Source organism: Emticicia aquatica (assembly GCF_923079645.1).
GTDB lineage: Bacteria > Bacteroidota > Bacteroidia > Cytophagales > Spirosomataceae > Emticicia > Emticicia aquatica.
On sequence record NZ_CAKLPY010000002.1, the window covers coordinates 420,188 to 438,390 of the forward strand.

Below are 18,203 nucleotides of genomic sequence, written 5' to 3' on the forward strand. Positions count from 1 at the left end.
TGGTCATTAAAATATCATCTTTCGTACATAGAACTTGTAGGGTTTTTAATAAAGTATTTTTTTGCAGAACCTTCTTTTAAAAACTCATTTGTTATATAGAAATACGTTCCCTCAATTTGTTCTGTATATCTTTCTGAAATGGCAATTTGTAAGCCTTGATTAATCTTTATGACTTCCCCTAACTTTTTCACTTCCCATTTATCCGAAAACGCTGAAAAGCGTAATTTTGGTGTTTGTGTTGTCATGGTTTTAGTCTTTTGATAATTCATTTTCAATCTCTTCAATGCTTGGCAATGATGATTTTAGATTTTCGGGTAATGCCTTCGCTAATTCATATTCAGAAACGCCAATGGGTTTATTTGTATCTCGTAAGGCATATTCAGCAATTATCTTATTATTGTTTTCGCAAAGCATCAGTCCAATTGTGGGTTGGTCTGTTGGGTGTTTTAGTATATCATCAACAACCGAGCAGTAGAAATTCAATTTACCAGCGTATTCGGGTTTGAAATTGCCTTTTTTTAGGTCAATCACTATAAAACACCTCGTTTTTATGTGATAGAACAAAAGGTCAATATAAAAATCTTGCTCGCCCACATTCAAATGATATTGCCTACCCACAAAAGCAAATCCAGTACCGAATTCGAGTAAGAATTTTTCAATTTGTTTCATTAATTCTATTTCTAATTCACGTTCGGCAAAAGGCTCTGCAAGCGTCAAAAAATCAAAGATATAAGGGTCTTTTAGGGTTTCTTTTGCTAATTCAGATTGTGGATTCGGTAAGTATGAGTCAATACTACTGACGTTTAGTTGTAGTCTTTCCAGTAATTTCGATTTTATCATACTACTCAAAACATCTCTACTCCAACCACCACTAATGATATGCTCAATGTACCAAAGTCTTTTTTCTATATCTTTAATTTTTTCCATTAACACAATATTATGACCCCACGGAATAGAGCATAATAATTGGCTATTTTTCAATTTTGCAACAGGCTGTTGCAAAATTGAATACTCTTTGGCAAAACGTAACATATAGCTCAAATTTCTTTGTGAAAAGCCTTTTGTTTCGGGTAATTCATTTTTGAGGTCAATCACTAATTTAGGAATTACCCCTGCTGACCAACCTTTTTCTTGTTGTCGTAGTTGAATCATTTTACCTATGTCCCAATACATCAAAATCATTTCGGCATTAGCCGATAATGTAGCCTTGATTTGGGCGTTCTTTACTCTAATTTTTATATCATTGAGTAAAGAATTATATAGCGTTAATTCCATAATTTAAAACGGTGTTTCAATGCTCAATTCTTTACAAAAATTGACAATTGTTTGGTCGGTGGCTGCCATACTGGTATCCAAACATTTTAGTTTTTGGGCAATTTATGCTGTATTCTGCCTCAAAAGTATCTACATAGCGAGGTATATCCTAGGGTGTTGACGATATTCCAAAGTTGTTGTTCTAATTGTTTCTTTTGGTCTAATGACATATTTGCTTATGAATTAATCTTTCTGTTTTGTTATCATTTGCCAATATACACCTTTATCTGGCCCTATTCGCTTTAGTTTATTAATTGTACGTTCAACCGTTCCTTCTAAAACTGTTGCTATCTCTGGTATTTTAATTCTTGGATTTTGGGTAATAATTTCTAGTATTGACATCATTATATCCGTTTTGTTTTCCCGCTTTTGAGAATGGCTGACAAGGAAATCTAGCACAAATAACATCGTTGTGCAGGTATTTTGGCTACTTCAATCGCATTTTTATCTCCTGCACAATCAATTCCATGATTAGTTTTATAAAGCAAATCGTAAATCTTCATTAATTTCACTTGCAAATACACAAGTATGACCTAAGTTTTCTAAGGCAATATGGAAGCCACCTAACCCTGCAAACAAATCAATAAATTTTAAATCTCACATCTAATGGTTAATAGTAGTTAAATCGTTGTTATTTTTATATTGGAAATTAATATTTTCTTTGAGAAAATGCTTTAATTTTCGACATTCTTTCTGATAATATTTTACGATTTTATTATTTTCATAAGCAACTTTACGAATCTGTATATCATTCCATTTTAGATAAAAAATCAGTTTAGATTGGAATTTGGGCTTGATAAACTTGAAGAAATAAATTTCCTCTTCTATTGTTTTGAAAGGATTTTCATCATTAAGTTGTTTAAGTTTTCAAAATATGCTTGACAGATTTCAGTTAGCACATTGGAATTGGCATTAATATCATCAATAGCGTTTAGTTTGGTTTCTAATGTTTGGAAAAGAATATTCATTTTTATTGGAAGTTGTTATTGTAGATTGTTGTAGATTAACACCAATAATAGGCATTAAATTGTTGAATTCCCATTATTAGTGCATCATGATCAACTTTTGTCGAATTCAATTATTACTTAATCACATAAATTTACTATTACTGTTTATAAAATACTTATTCAGTAATATGTTTACTCAATAATAAAGTGGAAATGAAAATGTAATATCTATTCATTTATAGTGATGCACAATACCCCAATTTGAAAATAGCATAAATACCAAGGCCATCGAAATTATCAGAATAGCTAAAAAATGAAGAAAATCTAAGCCATTATCAAACACAAATTGACTTAGAATATAGCAAATAAGATTAGTCCAGCTTTTGCAGCTAATGGCGGGACTATTAAAGCATAATCAACTGATTGTTGTACGGTATCGAACCTTGAGTTATTTGTGGTCTCGTCGGGACTATAAAAGGCATTGATTATCAAGTAGTTAAATGAAAAATTATAGTTTGGTATCAAAAACGGTAACAAATTGCTTTAATCATTAAAAAGGAAAAGTAAAAAAAAGAAAGGTTTTGTTTAACAGTTCTCCGCTAAGAAGTTCGCCGAACTCGCCAAAACGTTAGCGAAGAATATATTTTACGCTTTCTGCCATAATTCGACAAATAAGGAGCTAAGTTTGGTAGCAAAAAAAAATCTTTAGTGTGTTTTTGGCAAAAAGAAAACCAACAAAGTTCCTGCATAGAAAAATCTTTGTTGGTTAAGTTAATGATATAAAAAACATTTGTTTTCTAATTCTTTTTTGGCCGTTTTTTTTACGCTAGTTCCTCTTTTTCTCGGCTCAAAATAGCAATCAATAAACCCATAAATAAAACGAATCCACTTATTATCCATAATACTCTGTTATCTGAGGTTTGAGAGCGGCTTGATGTTATTTTTGGTTCTGTTACTGATTCTTGTAAGGGCAATGTTCTTGTAAAACTTGTATCTACACTCGCCGTTTGAGAATTTTCGTATTCGGTTACTATTTGGGATATGTATTCAACATCTGGCTTTAAATCAGTAAACATCTGAGAGCCGCTTGTCGAAACATTAGGTATTCTATAAACTTGATTAGTCGTTTGCCCTTCATAAAGATATAAGGTTCGGACTGTAACGTTTGGGTCTTCATTAAGCGACCAGGTAATGCGAAATGACGAACTCGTAAGTTCTGTGATTGTCGTGGCTGTCATGTTAATTTTTGTTTTAGTTGATTTTTATTTGATGATACACTTCTTTTTCTAACGAAAGCGAAAAGGCCAAGCGAAAATATCGCCAAAACCGCCCAAAGAACTGGCGATGTATTACTTTTTGAATTAGTATTACTACTCCCAAGTATGTTCTTGTTTTTACTCATTGATTCTTCGGATTTTACTAAATCATTTATTTCTTGCAACCTCATTGCATTGGTATTGTATTCGGTCTCAAGTTCTTGTAAGCGAGCTTTATATTTTCTCATCTTATTCCCCTCAATAGTTGTTGGGATTAAGCCCAATAAACCAAATGAAAAATAACCTAATTGAGTAGGTATTTTGATAGGTACACCAGCTTGATTGAATGCTTTAGATGTAATTTCTGAAGCAATCTTTTTGCCTAAACTATTGTCTAACTTTTCTATTGCAGCAGCTACACCAAGCATATCTTGTTTTATTGCTTCCTGCCTGTCTTGTAAAGTGTTATATTCTTCAGCTAAAATGCTCATTGTTTTAAATTGATTAGTTAATGATTACAGAAAGTTTCTGATTTGGGTACCTGAAACGGGCCTGATTCCTACCCTTTTGAATATCCAAACGATAAACTCCCAAAACTTGAGTTTGTGTAAAATTGGGTTTAACCAGTCGGTAAGAATACAATAGTTTGTATCGAATGGGGCTTTATGATGCCATCCATGATGTTTTTTCGATTGTATTATGCCTGTTTTTTGAAGGAAAGACACAATTTTTCCGTTTTCTTTGTCGGTTTGGTGTGTCCATTTATGTATTAGATTGGCATTTGAACCATAAACAAGACTCGCTGCAAACTCCCAATAAAAGCCCCAAAATACTACGCTCAGGGTCAAAATAATGACACCTGTCAGCCATGATGTCCAAGTCAGACTGAAATAAGAATTACTTACCATTTTACGCGGGTTTCTATGATGTATAAGGTTTACTTCCACCACGTGTTTTCCTATAAACGGCATACTCGCTCGACCATAAACATCCATCCAGAAATGAAATATTCCTGTCAGGAAGTCAGCACCTAAAATGATGAGCGAAATTTTAAAAATTATAACTAATAAAGTTGTCATACATTAGTAATATTTGATGTTATTGATTTATATATAAAAATAACAATTTTTAACCTATTTTCATAACAATTTCACAATAAAAAGCTTCTTTTATTGCTATTTTTTTAATAAATTAGTGCTTTATTTGAAAAAAACAAAATGTATTACAATTTGTAATACATTTTGTATACAAGGCTTTTTTTGGGTAGAAAAAAGTGCTGTTTTACCTTTTTGTTAGGAGTTTGGCGGCTTATTCTTAGCGGAGCGTTCCGCCAAACGTTCCGCTAATTTGGCGTAACGCTCGCGTAACAAAGGAAAAACAGAATCCGTAACTAAATAATAATTTAAAATTGTATACAAATGGCTAAAGTTGATAATACCAATAACGAAGAACCAAATCAATCTGAACTTATCCAGTTTAGATGTACTTCAGAACTAAAAGCGAAATTGCAGAAGCTCGCAGAAAAGGAAGGGATGAACGTAAATAAATTTGTGCGTAAACTCGCTACAAAAAAAGTTACGGCAAGCGAAAGGCCTGTTACGCCAACTAATCCCGTAACAGCTATACAAAGCCCCAACGAATGGGATAAAAAAGCTATTCAAGAGATGTTGATGGTTTTGGCAACGATATTTGGAATTGTAATGTTATTTCGTGTTTTTTCTCGTGGTTAACGATTTTACTTTGTCAATTAAATTAAAAAAATAGCCACTATTTAGAGGCTATTTTTTTAATTTAATATTCATTGAAATTAGGCTCGTCAAAATCTTTCCATCGAGGTATCACGTGGTCACAGACTTCCTCTAACTGGCTTTGAATATATTCGGTCTTCGCTACATCTTCCCATTTTATATAGTTTTCTACGGTGGCAAAACGCCCAGCGATCAATTTGGCTTCAGGAAGGTTATGGTCGTGTTTAGTATAGCGGTTTAAGACAATAAAATTTCCATTTTCTTTCTCAGGAAATAAGCTCAGGAACGAAAGGAAATCCCAAAAGTCATAAAAGATGGTTAAGGTATTATCTTCGGTTCTGATAAAGGTTGTGATTGATTGTGAAATAATACTCAGCATAAAACCTTTTGGTAATTCCCGATATTTGTCTCTAATACAAAATGTATATCCACCACTATCATTTTTAAAACCTATATCCCTACTTGGTGGACGATAGCCTATTGGAGTGTGAAGACTCTTTTCAATACAAATCAAATACTTTTTTGAAAGTGGAAAATTTATGTGTCTATCACGACAAAAACTAAAGAGAGCTGGCCAAGTTTCAAAAGGCTTTAATTCATACTTTGTTAGTGTTTTTTTATCAAAGTATGGTTCTCTTAAAAGTGGATATTCCATGTGAGTATATTGGTTTAAAATACAAGTTTTTTTGTTTTCACGTAGAAATGTCAAAAAATCTGCAACATTGCAACATTTTTGATATTTGTTCGGATTTTTAGGTTTTCATGAAAAATATTTGAGTTTGCAACAGATCTGCAACATATCTGCAACAAATTTGCAACATAGTTAAAGTACTTATTATTAGTATTTTATGTTGAAATGTTGCAATGTTGCAGAAATAATATAAAAAAACAGTAAAAGCCATTTTTAAACAAATTTTGCATGTTGCAGGACTGTTGCAGACCTGTTGCAAACTTTTCTAAAAAGGTAAAACGCCCCCACTTTTGGGCATTTCTTCCTTTTTTGTGGTAAGTAAGGCTGTGGTAGCACTTACCCATTTTGCACGCTCAAAAAGGTAAGCTCGGCCGTTCCTTTTCTTAATATAATCGGTACTGTCATATTGGAATAGCTCAAGGTCAAACATATCGTATCTTTGGCTGCTCAAAGGTTCAATTTTGTAATATGTTTTCAATTTTTCCCTTATATCTTTTTCTGCAATTCGAGAATCTTGTTTTTTCAAACAATCGTATAAGTCTTTGGCTGAAAATAAAAGTTCATCCGTATCAGGAAGGGATAAAAAACACTCTTGTATATGACTTGAAATTGCTTTTGCAACACTTGGTTTTGAAAATTCAAAATATTGGTGTAAGTAAGGCGTTTCATAGGCAGAAAAATCAAAATACATTCTGCTACGCTCCTTATGAGTAAGTGTTCGTTCAATTAAATATTGAAGGAATGCTGGTATCTCATCATTGATATTTTCCTCAAAATAGGGGTCGATTTCCTTTAATTCAGACACTCTAAAAACGGCGTATCTTATTTCTCCTTTAGAAATTCTTAACGCTTTACCCACTTCATTCGTAATAAATATAAATTTTCCGAAGAAGTTAACCGAATGCTGAGCTTTGCCCTTTTCATTTAAGACAACTTTGCCTTTTTCTGTTGAAAGTCGCTTTACCATCTGTTCAATACCTGCTTTTTCGAGAGATGTTTCATCAACTACCATTAGTAATTTTTGAATCCAGAAACTATTAAAATCATTTTGCAGGTCTGAGTTACCTAATTTAATGGCATTATCACCAAAAATCGTTATTAAAAGCTGCCCAAAAGTTGATTTTCCTGTATTTCTTTCTTCAGATTCCATGAGTAAAATAGGGAGGTTTTTGTGTGGCTTTTCATAAAGTAATTTACAGTAATCGAGAGCAAAATCATAGTGAGCATCGCCAAAAATATGCCTAATCAATTTTAGAATATTGTCACAATTACCTTTTTCGGGTGTGAAATTAATTTTCTGATACTTGTTATAAAATCCGTTAATACTTTGCTTGTAGTCAATATGCGAAGGGAAACAAGTAAAATCCTCATATTTAGCTATCTTTTTCAAGGCTTTACGCCCTAAATCATCAGTAATGGTTGTTTTATCCCTCCGAATAAAATCAACCTCAAATTTGCCGTCTTTCGTCGGTCGTTTTACGGTTTTATAGTAATGGTCACCGACTCTGCAATAGTTCAATATTTCGCCACTGGCTATTTCTTCTACTTCGCTTTCATTACCCTTATAAAAAACGCCATTGTATAAAAATTCTTTTCCTTCTAAAATTTCCTTATAAAACTCGTAGAAATTGCGGCAAGGGCTATCTTTTGATTCATTAATCTTAAAATAGCTTCGTAATTTATCACTTGAACCAAAATCAAACTTCAAAAAACTGAAATAATCAGTATTTTTCCTTGACAAAAGGCAATCCCTAATTTCTGATTCATTCCCTGGATTAGCTACCATAAGGTCGTCTAGTCCTTTTGTGGCTAAATCAGTACAGATATGAGCAAAATATACATCAATATCAAGCTTTTTTGTACGTTCTCTAAAATTATTAACTGCCGAAAAGAAACTATTTGGACGTTTCCAAAGGTCTTTATTTTCCTCGTATTTAACAGTTAAACAGTCATTGTCAAGGAGTAGAATAACATTCTTTATCTTACATACCTTTATCAATTCTACTATTTCAGAATTTAGTACCTTGTTACCATATCGATCTTCGGAAGTGAAATTATGTATCCCTGATAATCCAATACAATCAATGCCATGAATTGAGCCTTTCATGGCCTTAAATTCGCCCTCTGTTATCACCAAGGTATTGATTTCTTCTACTGATTTGTACTTTTCTAAAATAATTGGAGGAAAGAAAACCTCTGATTTTGCACCAAAAGGAGTTTTATATTTATTTGTGTTCTCTGATTCTGGGTTACTACGTACCCTAATATATGGCATTTCTTTCCCTTTTCGCATGTAGGTTTTCATGCCATCAAGCCCTACAAATAGAATTTCAATAGAATCATGCTCTCCTATCTTAAATACATTATAGGGGCGTTGAATACAATCATCAAAGCACTCAAAAGATGTTATTATCTTGTTTTGTTCAGGAGAAATTCCAAGTTCAGAAAGGCGTATTTCGCAGTAAGATTTCTCCGTATTCCCTTGATTATCAGGTACTTTTTCCATAAATTTGTCCTATGGTTATCGGTTTTTATTGTTTTCGGTTTTGGCTGGGCTGCCAAAGATTTTAAATTAATACGTAAAACAGAATCCCCCTCAATGTTTTTTGAGAGGGATTTTTTTGTTTTATGATACTTTCATACCTCGCAGTAGATTAGCTACGTCTCTGACTAAATCTGTACAATTTGTAAGGTCTAGGTTTGGATTTTCTTCGTCGGTTACTTTGGCTGTATTTTCAATGACATTGGCCGTATTTTCGACACTAGAATTACGTTCAGAACTGTATTTTTTGATAAACTCGAAAAGCGGCTCAATTTTAAATATTTCAGAGGTTTCGGGGTTCAGAAATACCGTTGCAGTAATATACCTAGTTGGCATTGGCGGCAGTATTTCATCTTTTTGCGGTACATTCGTCACTAAATCTACTTTCATTGCCCTAAATACTTTTGCGAGTTTTTGGGCATCATTGACAGATTCACTATAACCTCGAATCGCTCTAATGGTAAATCTATCATCGTAATCCATTGAGTCTAAGGCTTGATTCATTAATTCGCTAGGGCCTTCCAGTATATTATCTACCACCTCGGAAATATGGCTGATACAAGCCCCATTTATTGAATAAGCTTCTTCAATTTGTTTCATATAATTGAAAAGTGGCGTAAGATTAATCAAGCGATTAGTATATGGGTTTACCGCCATTATAGGATTTGTTATTGCTTTCATGATTATTTGTTGATTGTCATTGTTTTGAATACTTTTACCAAATTATTTGCGTTTTGAACGGCTAAAGTATAATTAAGAAGTATCTCACTACTCAAAATCACACCTTCTTTAGCTTCTTCGCTTACTTCTGTAAGTAAATCGTGCTGATGCTCCATTATTGACTCAACCACATTAGCCAAAATGGTTGGTTGAGCGACTTCTTCATCATACCAGTCTTTCTTACTTTCCATGTAGTTGAATAGTGGCATTAAATCTACCTTTTGCCCATTGATAGGGTTTTCTACTATCATTGCATCTTTACCGCTACGAGTAGTAAATTCGATTGTGTTTTTTGTGTTCGTTACCATGTCATTAATTTGTTTAAAATTGAATAAAAAAAGCCTAAACGCTTGTATGACAAGCATTTAGGCTGCAACAAAATCTTTAGGGAATAATTGTGAGATTTCCGAACGTTTAACGTAACGTTTCCGACCTCCCGAAGTTAGTTTGTAATCTTTAATATAGCCGTCTCTTTTGAGTTGCTCATATTTGGTTCGGCTGATGCCTATTGCTTGACAGGCTTCTTTAGGTGTAAGATGCTCCTGGTTAGAAATTTTGGGAGCTGATATTTTGGCTTCAATTTCATTAAGCCTTTGGAGAATTTGAGCGAGAATTTCCATCTGTGTAAAAATTAGTTATCTAATAGTACACAAACGTAAGATAAATTTTTCGGATAAAAAAAAATTATCCGAAATTATTTAGATACTTAATATATTCTCGGTGCATTTCATTTTGAGAATCATAATCCTTTGACTTAGGTGCAAAATTAAAATAGTTAATTTTAGCTAAATCGTCCATTATTCTATCCAATTCCTCTGAACTCAAAAAGCCCTGCAAAACCCCCAAGTTATATAAAAACCTCTTTAAACGACCTGTTTCGTAGTCATACCATGTGACTTTATTGTTATATTCATAAATTGACTCACTAAATCCACTATCATTATTCGGAAGGTCTTCAAGTAATTGAATTAACTCATTTAATCTCCATATGTTAGATGGGAATTTCTCTTTGAGAAATTTGTACACTTTGGGATATTTATTAGATAAAATGTTTAGGTTTACTTCCGCACTTCCTTTAAGGTGGCCTAATGTTCCGAACTCATTCCAATCAAAATCAGCAGAATCCAAATCTTCAAGTCGTTTTGGGTATTGTATCTTTTCTCGAATGCAAAAATCATAAATATCACTATGAGATAAACCAAAGGAAAGGTATAGGCACAAAAAAAAGTTTACCAGTTCTCCAATAGGATTTTTATAAATTTCATTGTAGGAATCAATGATTTGTCCAATTTTTGGGCTTATTCCATGTTCATTTTCAAAATTCTCAATAATCTTTAAAATGCAGCTTTCTATTTTTTGTTTTTCACGTTCAATTTTCTTGATTATGACAATATCATTATAAAAATCAGGCTCAAATACTCCCATCTGTCCAAATGATTCTGATTTAATTTGAGTATTCATGCCATTAAATGTTATTTGCCAATAAACAGGTGAAAATACAACGTTGTTTATATTCTTACCTTTTAGCTTCTTATTTAAATAAGCTACAACTCCTATAACTTTTTGAGTCTTATGCTTTTTATAAGTCCTTTTTACGGGTTTTTCAATGGTTTCAGATACTTCCATGATGTTAATTCCAGTTAGTTTTTTCTAATAAATCGTCTCGCTCTTCATCGTCCATGTGTACGTACCCTTGAGTGGTTTTCATTTGCCTGTGTTGTAAAATATTTTGTACCACCTTTATTGACAATCTTCTGACGGCATGAGAACCAAAAGTATCTCGGCTATCGTGAAAAGTAATATGTTTGTCAATGTTGGCTAATTTGGCAATTTCTTTAATGAGTTTGTTTGCTTTTGGGTTCGTAATGCCATAAAACAGCCTATCATATCCGTTATTTATATACTTATTTGCTATTTGCTCAGGCTTCCCATTCCAAAGTGAGTACAGGGGTAAGCTGAGGGTTTTGTTAGTTTTTTTTGCAGTAAATGTAAGTATTAGCCCCTTGTCGGTTAAGGAGAAGTTTTTTGTAGTCAGGTTGTGTACGTCTGAATAACGTAACCCCGTATAAGTCGAAAACAAAAACATATCTCTCGTTATTTCCAACAATTTTTGTTCTGGTCCAAAATTCAGATTTTCCACTCGTTCCCACTCAGCTTTGGTTAGCCATACCTTTTTTACCTCTTCTGTTTTGCGTTCAAAATTCAGATAAGGACTCTTATCTCTGGATAGATAGCCATATTTTACGGCTAAATTGACGTACTTCCTTGTTTGGCGGTGGCGTTTATCAATAGAATTTAGTTTCATTCCATTACCATCAATGCCTTTTCTGCACAATAAGAAGTAGTTATATTTATCAATGGTTGCGTAGGTAAGTTCATCAAAGCTCAGTCCATTTTGGAAACATTGCTTCAAACAATCCAAATTCGTTTTTAATTGTTGCCAAGTCGAATATTCAATCTTTACACCATCTCTACCTTTTTTCTCTTTTTCTAATTGCTGCTCATAAAACACAAGAAAATCTGTAACGATGCTTTTCTCCTTTTTGGATTTTGATTCTAAAAAATTATCAAAGTCTCGGAGCGACATACTTCCATGTACAGCTACAAAAGTATCCCTATATTTTCGTAGAGCATCCTTAGTATTGATAACCAATGTATTTTGGTGTTTATCAGCTACCCAAATATCTTTGTCAGGTTTAGGCTTCCATTTTTCAGGCGTAGTCTTCACGCCAGTTGCAAAATATCTTCTTCCACCTGCTTGATAAGCTTCTATCTGTACTAGACTTTGACCTTTTTGGTTGAGTTGATTTTTTCTGTTAAAAATCACTCTAAATTCTATCTGTTTCATTTGATTTTGACAAGTTTTTGACAAACGTATCAAAACAAAATAAGAGTACAACGGTATCAAAATAGGTAACAAACTTAAAACAATGTAGTGTTATGAAAAACAAAACAAAGTGTTAAAAAAAACCATAAAACAGCCATTATTACGCTATTTTATGGTTTTTTTGTGTGTTTTTGTGGTCTCGTCGGGAATCGAACCCGAATCAAACGTTTAGGAAACGCTTATTCTATCCGTTGAACTACGAAACCAAAATAAACGAAATTTACAATTTCATTTATTTATTCAACAAATTTATAAAGAATTTGTTTCTAATGCATTATTCTACACCAATTTCATCAACAAATAACCAAGATGGACTCCCCTTTCCTGGGTGATTTTCTGGTAGTTTACCATAATTTTGAGCAATTACTCGTACGTATCGTCCTTTTTTACCATCAGCACCAACCGTTAGCTGTTGAATCACTTTTTCTTCGCCTTCCAAATTTCCTAAAGGCATTTTTTTGATACTCGTAAATTTCTTTCCATCATCAGAAACCAATATTTCTACTTCACGAGGAAGCATAATCCAAGAAGATTTTGCCCTTAAAAATGCAAAAGAAACCTTTTGTAAATTCATAATTTGTCCCAAATCAATGGTTACATCAAGGTTTTTTCCTTCAAAACCAACCCAAGTATCCAAATTCCCTGATTCACCTTTTACACCATTTGTTAAACCAAAAGTTTCACCGCCCAAATATTTTGTTGGCTGGCTTGCTAACGTATATTTTCGACCTGTTGATTTATTTATGTAATAATATTTACTCATATCTTTACCCAATTTTTCACCATTTGTGGCAAAAGCTGTCGCCCTAATCGTGGCATCGTTGGTTACAATTACGCCATTCGGTTGATAGACCAATGAACTCACAGTTGGCTCAGTTCCATCAATTGTATAACGAATAATTGCCTGCTTATCAGCCGTTTGTAACTTTACGGCAACCTGACTTTTAGCATTTACCGATGATTTAGCCGATACATCATAATATGCATTTGAGTAATTTACGGCCAAATATTTCAATCGCTCAAAATGTATTTTTAAACGAGTTGTAAAATCTTGGTAATCTTTTGCAGAACTCCAACCAACTTCCGCCAATGCCGAAGCTCTCGGAAAAAGCATATATTCGGCATGACTTGGAGTAGCGATATACTCTGACCAAAGATTTCCTTGAACACCCAAAATATGTTTGGCTTGTTCGACCGTTAAGCCTGATGGAACAGGATTATAGGCATACACTTTTTCGAGAGGCAAAAATCCGCCAATGGCCACTGGCTCAGATGAAGGGTCTGATTGATAAGCATCTAAATAACAATGGCTTCCAGGTGTCATAATCGCATCATGATTTTGTTTTACGGCCTCCACTCCACCTTCAATACCACGCCATGACATAATTGTAGCATTTGGCGAAATCCCACCTTCCAAAATCTCATCCCAACCAATCATTTTTTTACCTTTTGAGGTCAAAAACTTATCAATCCGTTTGATAAAATAACTCTGCAATTCATGTTCATCTTTCAAACCTTCTTTTTTCATTAAATCTTGACAAAACTGACTATTTTTCCAAGAAATTTTAGGGCATTCATCTCCACCAATATGTACGTAATTACTAGGAAATAATGCTATTACTTCCGTCAGAACGTCTTCCAAAAAAGAAAAAGTTTGTTCTGTTGGACAAAAAACATCGTCATAAACACCCCATTTTGTACCAACTTCGTAAGGCCCTTTCGAGCATCCTAATGCTGGATACGCCGCTAAAGCTGCCATCGCATGGCCAGGCATTTCGATTTCGGGAATTACGTTGATATATTTTTTTTGAGCATATTTTACCACTTCAGCTATTTCTTCTTGAGTATAAAAACCTCCATACGGTTTTCCGTCAAATCTTTGGTCAGAATAATGCCCTTCCATAGATTCCTTTCTTTTTGAGCCAATTTCGGTCAATTTTGGGTATTTTTTTATCTCAATTCTCCATCCTTGGTCGTCGGTTAAGTGCCAATGAAACGTATTCATTTTGTGTATTGCCAATAAATCAATGTATTTTTTCACAAATGAAATAGGAAAAAAGTGGCGACTAACATCAAGCATCAAACCCCGATAACCAAATTGTGGTTGGTCAAAAATGGTACAATTGGGAATCGTCCATTTTACATCATTTATGGACGAACTACTGTAAATTTGCGTTGGTAGCAATTGTAAAAGACTTTGTAAAGCATAAAAATCTCCTTTAGCGGTAGCTGCTGAAATGATTACGCTGTTACTTTCTACTTTCAAAATATAATCTTCCTCACCCAGCGGTTTATCTGCATTCTTTGAATTTAACGGCGTAAAAACGATGTTTTTTTGCTGAGAAACAGCCAAAGTTGGTGATTCAAACTCTTCAATATTTAATCTCATTCCAGCAACAATCAAAAATCGCTCGGCAAGCATTTCTGCTAATGGACGAATTCCTTCAGTATTTTTAGGAATTAAAATTTTTGTTTGTGGATTAACCGTAAAAAAACCATTTGCCATAGTAAGCTGCGTAGGTTTTGGAATAATCGCGTATTTGTTTTGTGCAAAACCACAAAATGTTAAAGCAGTAAGACACAATACACTAATAAATTTCTTCATAATAGTTTATTAAATTTTAAGAAAACGAAGTACGTTTTTTCAAAGAAGAATTACAAATTTTAATTTATTTCTTTATTCACTAACGATTTTATAAGAAATTTTATTTTGAAAATTATTTATTTAGAAAATCTCGTTTTCGAGCATGTCAATAAATGAAACATCAAAGTTTAGAGAAGTTTTAAATAGGTCTAAAAATAATCAAATAATAATAATTTTCTTCCAACATAATTATTTAGTGTCAATGAATACAGTTACTTATTCTTTATCTTTGCAGTCCAAAAAATGAAATGAATGGCAAAAGATAATTATTTAGAGAAACTCAATGCTCCTCAACGTGATGCCGTGACTCATCCCGAAGGGCCATTGATGATTATTGCGGGAGCTGGTTCGGGTAAAACCCGTGTACTTACTTATCGAATTGCATGGTTGATTGAACAAGGCGTTGACCCTTTTAATATTTTGTCATTGACTTTTACAAATAAAGCAGCAGGCGAAATGCGTCAGCGTGTCGAGGCCGTAATTGGCAGCGATGCGAAGAATTTATGGATGGGTACGTTTCACTCTGTTTTTGCAAAAATATTGCGTTTTGAAGGAAAAAGACTTGGATATACCTCAGACTTCACGATTTATGACACCGATGATTCTAAATCGTTGATGCGGTCGATTATCAAAGAATTAGCTTTGGATGATAAAACTTACAAAGTAAATTATATTCTCAATCGCATTTCTAGTGCCAAAAATGCCTTGGTTTCGTGGGAGTCTTACGCCAATAATCCCATTTATATGGAAGATGATAAAGCTGCCCGAATGCCCGAAATCGGTCGTCTTTATAAAATGTATGTGCTGCGATGTTTTCAAGCCAATGCCATGGATTTTGATGATTTGTTGTACAACACTAACGTTCTTTTCCGTGACCATCTGGATGTTTTGAATAAATATCAACACAAATTTAAGCACGTAATGGTTGATGAGTTTCAAGATACCAACGTTTCTCAATACCTTATTACTCGCAAACTTTCATCAGTTCATCAGAATATCTGCATTGTGGGCGATGATGCCCAAAGTATTTATGCTTTCCGTGGGGCAAATATTCAAAACATTCTCAATTTCAAGGCGGATTATCCTGATTTGAAAGTAGTGAAACTCGAACAAAATTATCGTTCAACTCAAAATATTGTCAATGCCGCCAATTCGGTTATTGCTCGAAATAAAGAGCAATTAGAAAAAAATGTTTTTTCAGAAAATGAAGAAGGTAGCAAAATTGAGGTCATAAAAGCAGCTTCGGACAATGAAGAAGGGCGATTGATTGCAACAAATATTTTTGAAGAAAAAAATAACAATAGCCTTAAAAACACTGATTTTGCAATTCTTTACCGTACAAATGCTCAATCGAGGGCTTTTGAGGAAGCTTTGAGAAAACTCAATATCAAATACCGAATTGTTGGTGGTTTGTCTTTTTACCAAAGAAAAGAGATTAAAGATTTATTGGCTTATCTGCGTTTTACGATTAATCAAAGTGATACTGAAGCCTTTAAACGAATCATTAATTTACCAAAAAGAGGGATTGGCGATACAACTGTTGCTAAAATAGTGGTAACTGCAGCCGAAAATAATAAATCAATTTGGGAAGTTGTCAGCAATATTAACCAATACGTGGCTGGACGAGCAGCTCAAACCATTGATGATTTTGCAACGCTCATTAAAAGTTATGGTTTGCTGATTGAAGAAGGAAAAGATGCTCACACGGTAGCTTCGTACATTGCCAAAACTTCAGGACTTTTGAAAGAATTGTACGATGATAAAACCGTAGAAGGTTTGGCTCGTTACGAAAATATTCAAGAATTACTCAACTCTATCAAGCAATTTGTTGACAATCCTGAAAATGAGGAAATAACCTTAAGTGCGTTTTTGCAGACGGTTACGCTCATGACAACCGCCGACCAAGAAGATGAAGATGGCGACCATGACCGAGTAACATTGATGACGATTCACGGAGCAAAAGGTTTGGAATTCAAATATGTTTATATTGTTGGATTAGAAGAAAACTTGTTTCCTTCGCAAATGATGCTCTCAAAAAGAAGTGATTTGGAAGAAGAAAGGCGTTTATTTTATGTAGCGATTACTCGTGCTGAAAAAAAACTAACTTTAAGCTATGCCGAAAGCCGTTATAATTATGGCCGATTGAATTATTGTGAACCTAGTCGTTTTTTGGAAGAAATTGACCCAAAATACCTACAAATTTCAAGAAGTAGAATGATTTCTTTCGGAAATAATGAAGCTAGAAATGACCGAGCAGCTACGAGTTCGCCAGTTCCGTCAGGTTTTACGAAGAAAGAAACTCTAATTTCAAATTTAAGACCTGTACAGAAAGCAACACCAGTAAATCATACACCCACAGGCGATTTTGTGGCGAGCGATACAACAAATCTAAAACAAGGAGATAAAGTAGAGCATCCAAAATTTGGTTACGGAACGGTCACAAAAATGGACATTAACGGCAATGACCGAAAAGCTACTATCAAATTTGAAGCTCAAGGTCAAGGCGAAAAAACGCTGTTATTGAGTTTTGCCAAATTACGGATTGTTGAATAAGCTTTTTTGTATTGACATTAAAAAAGAGACTCATTAAAATGTGTCTCTTTTTATTTATAAAAACCTCGCTTTCAATTCAGGTGTTGGCATTCGACAGGAATCGGTTCTACCAAAAATTCGATAACGATTTTTAGCCACTAAATCATAAATAGGATTTCGTAGAAATGAAGGAATAATTTTGAAAACATAAAATATTTTCCAAAAACCATCCATATTTCTAGCAATTTCGAGGGCAGCATCTGACTTTTGATATACAATATTGTCTTTCACCAAAATAATACTATCAAAATCGGTTTTGTTTAAGCCATATTTATTCAAAACTTCTTGCCCAATTTCTGATTGTAATGCTGCAAATTTGAACACACCTTTTTTGTCTCTGTCAATAATAAAATTAATAGATGCATTACAAAAGTTACAAACACCGTCGAATAAAATGGTCATATTATTTCATCGAAACCTCTTTCTTTGGCTCTTCGGTTTCGAGTTTATTATTGTTATATTTTGAAGGACATTTCAACAAAATCTGCTCTGCTTGAAAGCACTTGTTTTTCAAATCCATTTTTCCAACTACCACTACTTTTTCAGATTTATCTAAATCGGCTGGTTTTGGCTGATTATAAACAACTTTCGATTCATAATTCAATGAATCAATCATAACAAATTCAAAGTGATTAGGGTCAACAGATGGCTCATAAACCATTCCAACGAAACTTCCCGAAGCATCTTTTTTCAAAGAACCAACCACGTGCATTGATTTACTACTTCCTTCTTTTGCCACTTGTTCGGCTTCGTTGAAGCCAACATACGTACTCGCATCACCAACTGTCGAAATAATAATTGCCACCGCAACTGCTATAACTCCAAGAGCAATAATATGTGATTTTTTCATATTTTGATTATT

At 33.7% G+C, this 18,203-nt stretch carries 22 protein-coding genes and 1 tRNA gene; 2 read left to right on the forward strand and 21 right to left on the reverse strand.

The features are described 5' to 3' along the window. Window positions 1-14 precede the first annotated feature (14 nt). From MJQ71_RS11450 to MJQ71_RS11480, 10 genes are all read right to left on the reverse strand, one after another. On the reverse strand, window positions 15-245 hold the full coding sequence (locus MJQ71_RS11450) for a restriction endonuclease subunit S domain-containing protein (protein ID WP_238806755.1): 231 nt from the start codon (window positions 243-245) through the stop codon (window positions 15-17). Window positions 246-249: 4 nt separating this feature from the next. Beyond that, a complete protein-coding gene (locus MJQ71_RS11455; RefSeq protein WP_238806756.1) occupies window positions 250-1,275 on the reverse strand; it encodes a PDDEXK nuclease domain-containing protein in 1,026 nt (341 codons plus the stop codon). Window positions 1,276-1,497: 222 nt separating this feature from the next. Continuing rightward, a complete protein-coding gene (locus MJQ71_RS11460) occupies window positions 1,498-1,656 on the reverse strand; it encodes a helix-turn-helix domain-containing protein (RefSeq protein WP_238806757.1) in 159 nt (52 codons plus the stop codon). Further along, a complete protein-coding gene (locus MJQ71_RS20965; protein WP_374759622.1) occupies window positions 1,616-1,732 on the reverse strand; it encodes a DNA cytosine methyltransferase in 117 nt (38 codons plus the stop codon). The genes MJQ71_RS11460 and MJQ71_RS20965 overlap by 41 nt, the downstream gene beginning before the upstream one ends. Window positions 1,733-1,791: 59 nt before the next feature. Continuing rightward, window positions 1,792-1,893 carry a DNA cytosine methyltransferase gene (locus tag MJQ71_RS20970; RefSeq protein WP_374759616.1) on the reverse strand — a complete coding sequence of 34 codons (102 nt, stop codon included), beginning with the start codon at window positions 1,891-1,893 and terminating at the stop codon, window positions 1,792-1,794. A 24-nt stretch (window positions 1,894-1,917) separates the two neighbouring features. After that, complete coding sequence (locus MJQ71_RS20900) at window positions 1,918-2,142, reverse strand: RteC domain-containing protein (RefSeq protein WP_310587535.1); 225 nt, start codon at window positions 2,140-2,142, stop codon at window positions 1,918-1,920. After that, a complete protein-coding gene (locus MJQ71_RS11465) occupies window positions 2,139-2,282 on the reverse strand; it encodes a hypothetical protein (RefSeq protein WP_238806758.1) in 144 nt (47 codons plus the stop codon). Before MJQ71_RS11465 ends, MJQ71_RS20900 begins: the two co-directional genes overlap by 4 nt. Before the next feature lie 800 nt (window positions 2,283-3,082). Next, window positions 3,083-3,499, reverse strand: a complete 417-nt coding sequence (locus tag MJQ71_RS11470) for a fibronectin type III domain-containing protein (RefSeq protein WP_238806759.1) — start codon at window positions 3,497-3,499, stop codon at window positions 3,083-3,085. Next, window positions 3,496-4,008 (reverse strand): hypothetical protein, encoded by a 513-nt coding sequence (locus MJQ71_RS11475; RefSeq protein WP_238806760.1) that lies wholly within the window; start codon window positions 4,006-4,008, stop codon window positions 3,496-3,498. Before MJQ71_RS11475 ends, MJQ71_RS11470 begins: the two co-directional genes overlap by 4 nt. A gap of 24 nt (window positions 4,009-4,032) precedes the next feature. Continuing rightward, complete coding sequence (locus tag MJQ71_RS11480) at window positions 4,033-4,596, reverse strand: fatty acid desaturase CarF family protein (protein ID WP_238806761.1); 564 nt, start codon at window positions 4,594-4,596, stop codon at window positions 4,033-4,035. Between the two features lie 339 nt (window positions 4,597-4,935). On the opposite strand from MJQ71_RS11480, the gene MJQ71_RS11485 reads away from it, so the two are divergent. Beyond that, entirely contained in the window at window positions 4,936-5,247 is a 312-nt protein-coding gene (locus tag MJQ71_RS11485; protein ID WP_238806762.1) for a plasmid mobilization protein, read from the forward strand. Window positions 5,248-5,308: 61 nt separating this feature from the next. On the opposite strand, the gene MJQ71_RS11490 is transcribed toward MJQ71_RS11485, so the two are convergent. From MJQ71_RS11490 to MJQ71_RS11530, 9 genes are all read right to left on the reverse strand, one after another. Next, window positions 5,309-5,920, reverse strand: coding sequence for a hypothetical protein (locus MJQ71_RS11490; protein ID WP_238806763.1), 612 nt, complete (start codon window positions 5,918-5,920; stop codon window positions 5,309-5,311). 301 nt (window positions 5,921-6,221) lie between these two features. Next, complete coding sequence (locus MJQ71_RS11495; protein ID WP_238806764.1) at window positions 6,222-8,462, reverse strand: DUF5906 domain-containing protein; 2,241 nt, start codon at window positions 8,460-8,462, stop codon at window positions 6,222-6,224. Window positions 8,463-8,582: 120 nt separating this feature from the next. After that, window positions 8,583-9,179 carry a hypothetical protein gene (locus MJQ71_RS11500; RefSeq protein ID WP_238806765.1) on the reverse strand — a complete coding sequence of 199 codons (597 nt, stop codon included), beginning with the start codon at window positions 9,177-9,179 and terminating at the stop codon, window positions 8,583-8,585. A 2-nt stretch (window positions 9,180-9,181) separates the two neighbouring features. Next, window positions 9,182-9,526: a hypothetical protein gene (locus MJQ71_RS11505; RefSeq protein ID WP_238806766.1), complete on the reverse strand. Its 345-nt coding sequence runs from the start codon at window positions 9,524-9,526 to the stop codon at window positions 9,182-9,184. Between the two features lie 57 nt (window positions 9,527-9,583). Continuing rightward, window positions 9,584-9,838 carry a MerR family transcriptional regulator gene (locus MJQ71_RS11510; protein WP_238806767.1) on the reverse strand — a complete coding sequence of 85 codons (255 nt, stop codon included), beginning with the start codon at window positions 9,836-9,838 and terminating at the stop codon, window positions 9,584-9,586. 64 nt (window positions 9,839-9,902) lie between these two features. Continuing rightward, window positions 9,903-10,844, reverse strand: a complete 942-nt coding sequence (locus MJQ71_RS11515) for a hypothetical protein (RefSeq protein ID WP_238806768.1) — start codon at window positions 10,842-10,844, stop codon at window positions 9,903-9,905. A 4-nt stretch (window positions 10,845-10,848) separates the two neighbouring features. Next, window positions 10,849-12,066, reverse strand: coding sequence for a site-specific integrase (locus MJQ71_RS11520; protein WP_238806769.1), 1,218 nt, complete (start codon window positions 12,064-12,066; stop codon window positions 10,849-10,851). 173 nt (window positions 12,067-12,239) lie between these two features. After that, a tRNA-Arg gene (locus tag MJQ71_RS11525) sits at window positions 12,240-12,311 on the reverse strand. 68 nt (window positions 12,312-12,379) lie between these two features. Continuing rightward, window positions 12,380-14,710, reverse strand: coding sequence for a glycoside hydrolase family 20 protein (locus MJQ71_RS11530; protein WP_238806770.1), 2,331 nt, complete (start codon window positions 14,708-14,710; stop codon window positions 12,380-12,382). Window positions 14,711-15,001: 291 nt separating this feature from the next. Between MJQ71_RS11530 and MJQ71_RS11535 the strand changes: the two genes are divergently transcribed. Further along, window positions 15,002-17,302 (forward strand): ATP-dependent helicase, encoded by a 2,301-nt coding sequence (locus MJQ71_RS11535; RefSeq protein ID WP_238806771.1) that lies wholly within the window; start codon window positions 15,002-15,004, stop codon window positions 17,300-17,302. 54 nt (window positions 17,303-17,356) lie between these two features. Here the strand turns inward: MJQ71_RS11535 and MJQ71_RS11540 are convergent, their stop codons facing one another. Both MJQ71_RS11540 and MJQ71_RS11545 read right to left on the reverse strand, forming a co-directional pair. Beyond that, window positions 17,357-17,743: a thiol-disulfide oxidoreductase DCC family protein gene (locus tag MJQ71_RS11540; RefSeq protein ID WP_238806772.1), complete on the reverse strand. Its 387-nt coding sequence runs from the start codon at window positions 17,741-17,743 to the stop codon at window positions 17,357-17,359. 1 nt (window position 17,744) lies between these two features. Next, window positions 17,745-18,191 carry a cytochrome c maturation protein CcmE domain-containing protein gene (locus MJQ71_RS11545; protein WP_238806773.1) on the reverse strand — a complete coding sequence of 149 codons (447 nt, stop codon included), beginning with the start codon at window positions 18,189-18,191 and terminating at the stop codon, window positions 17,745-17,747. Window positions 18,192-18,203 lie beyond the last annotated feature (12 nt).